We start from the raw sequence: 718 nt of genomic DNA on the forward strand, positions 1-718 counted from the left end.
TCGGCGTCACGCTGCACGCGCGCAGCCTGATCCCGGCCGACCTGGTCGAGCTCGACGGCCTGCCCGAACCCGGCGACATCGAGTTCATGCTGCTGGCGAGGGAGTCGATGGCGGGCCCGGCGGCGGCGCTGGCGGAGTTCGTCCTGGAGCGGGTGCGGCGCTGAGTCAGTCCTCGTCGCCCAGGAGTCTTCGGAGGCGGCCGAGCGCGCGGTGCTGGGCCACGCGGACGGCGCCGGGCGTCGAGCCGACCGCGGCGGCCGTCTCCTCCGCCGACAGCCCGACCACGATCCGCAGCACGACGATTTCGCGCTGCTTCGCCGGGAGCACGTCCAGCAGCCGGGCCAGCCGCTCGTTCAGCTCGAACCGCAGCGCCCGCTGCTCGGGGCCGGCGGCTTCGCTGACGCCGTCCGGGATCTCGGGCACCGGGTCGGTGCGGTTGCGCGCCGCGGCGCGGTGGGCGTCCGCGACCTTGTGCTGGGCGATGCCGTAGACGAACGCGAGGAACGGACGGCCCTGGTCGCGGTAGGACGGCAGCGCGGTGAGCACGGCGAGGCAGACCTCCTGCGCGACGTCGTCGGCCGAGGCGAACGAGCGCTCGTGGCGGCCGACGCGGGCCCGGCAGTAGCGCACCACCAGCGGGCGGATGGTGGCGAGCAGCCGGGCGGTCGCGGCGTCGTCGCCGGCGATGGCGTCCGCGACCGGCTCGTCGTGGCGGCGC

The 718-nt window shown here is 75.9% G+C and carries 1 protein-coding gene; it reads right to left on the minus strand.

Annotation, left to right across the window (positions count from 1 at the left end; genetic code table 11):
* Positions 1-165 precede the first annotated feature (165 nt).
* On the minus strand, positions 166-718 hold a 553-nt coding region (gene shbA, locus G3I65_RS37025), incomplete at its 5' end, for an RNA polymerase sigma factor ShbA (RefSeq protein ID WP_160700215.1).

Origin of the sequence: Amycolatopsis sp. SID8362 (assembly GCF_010550475.1) — a bacterium.
GTDB classification, from domain to species: Bacteria; Actinomycetota; Actinomycetes; order Mycobacteriales; family Pseudonocardiaceae; genus Amycolatopsis; species Amycolatopsis eburnea.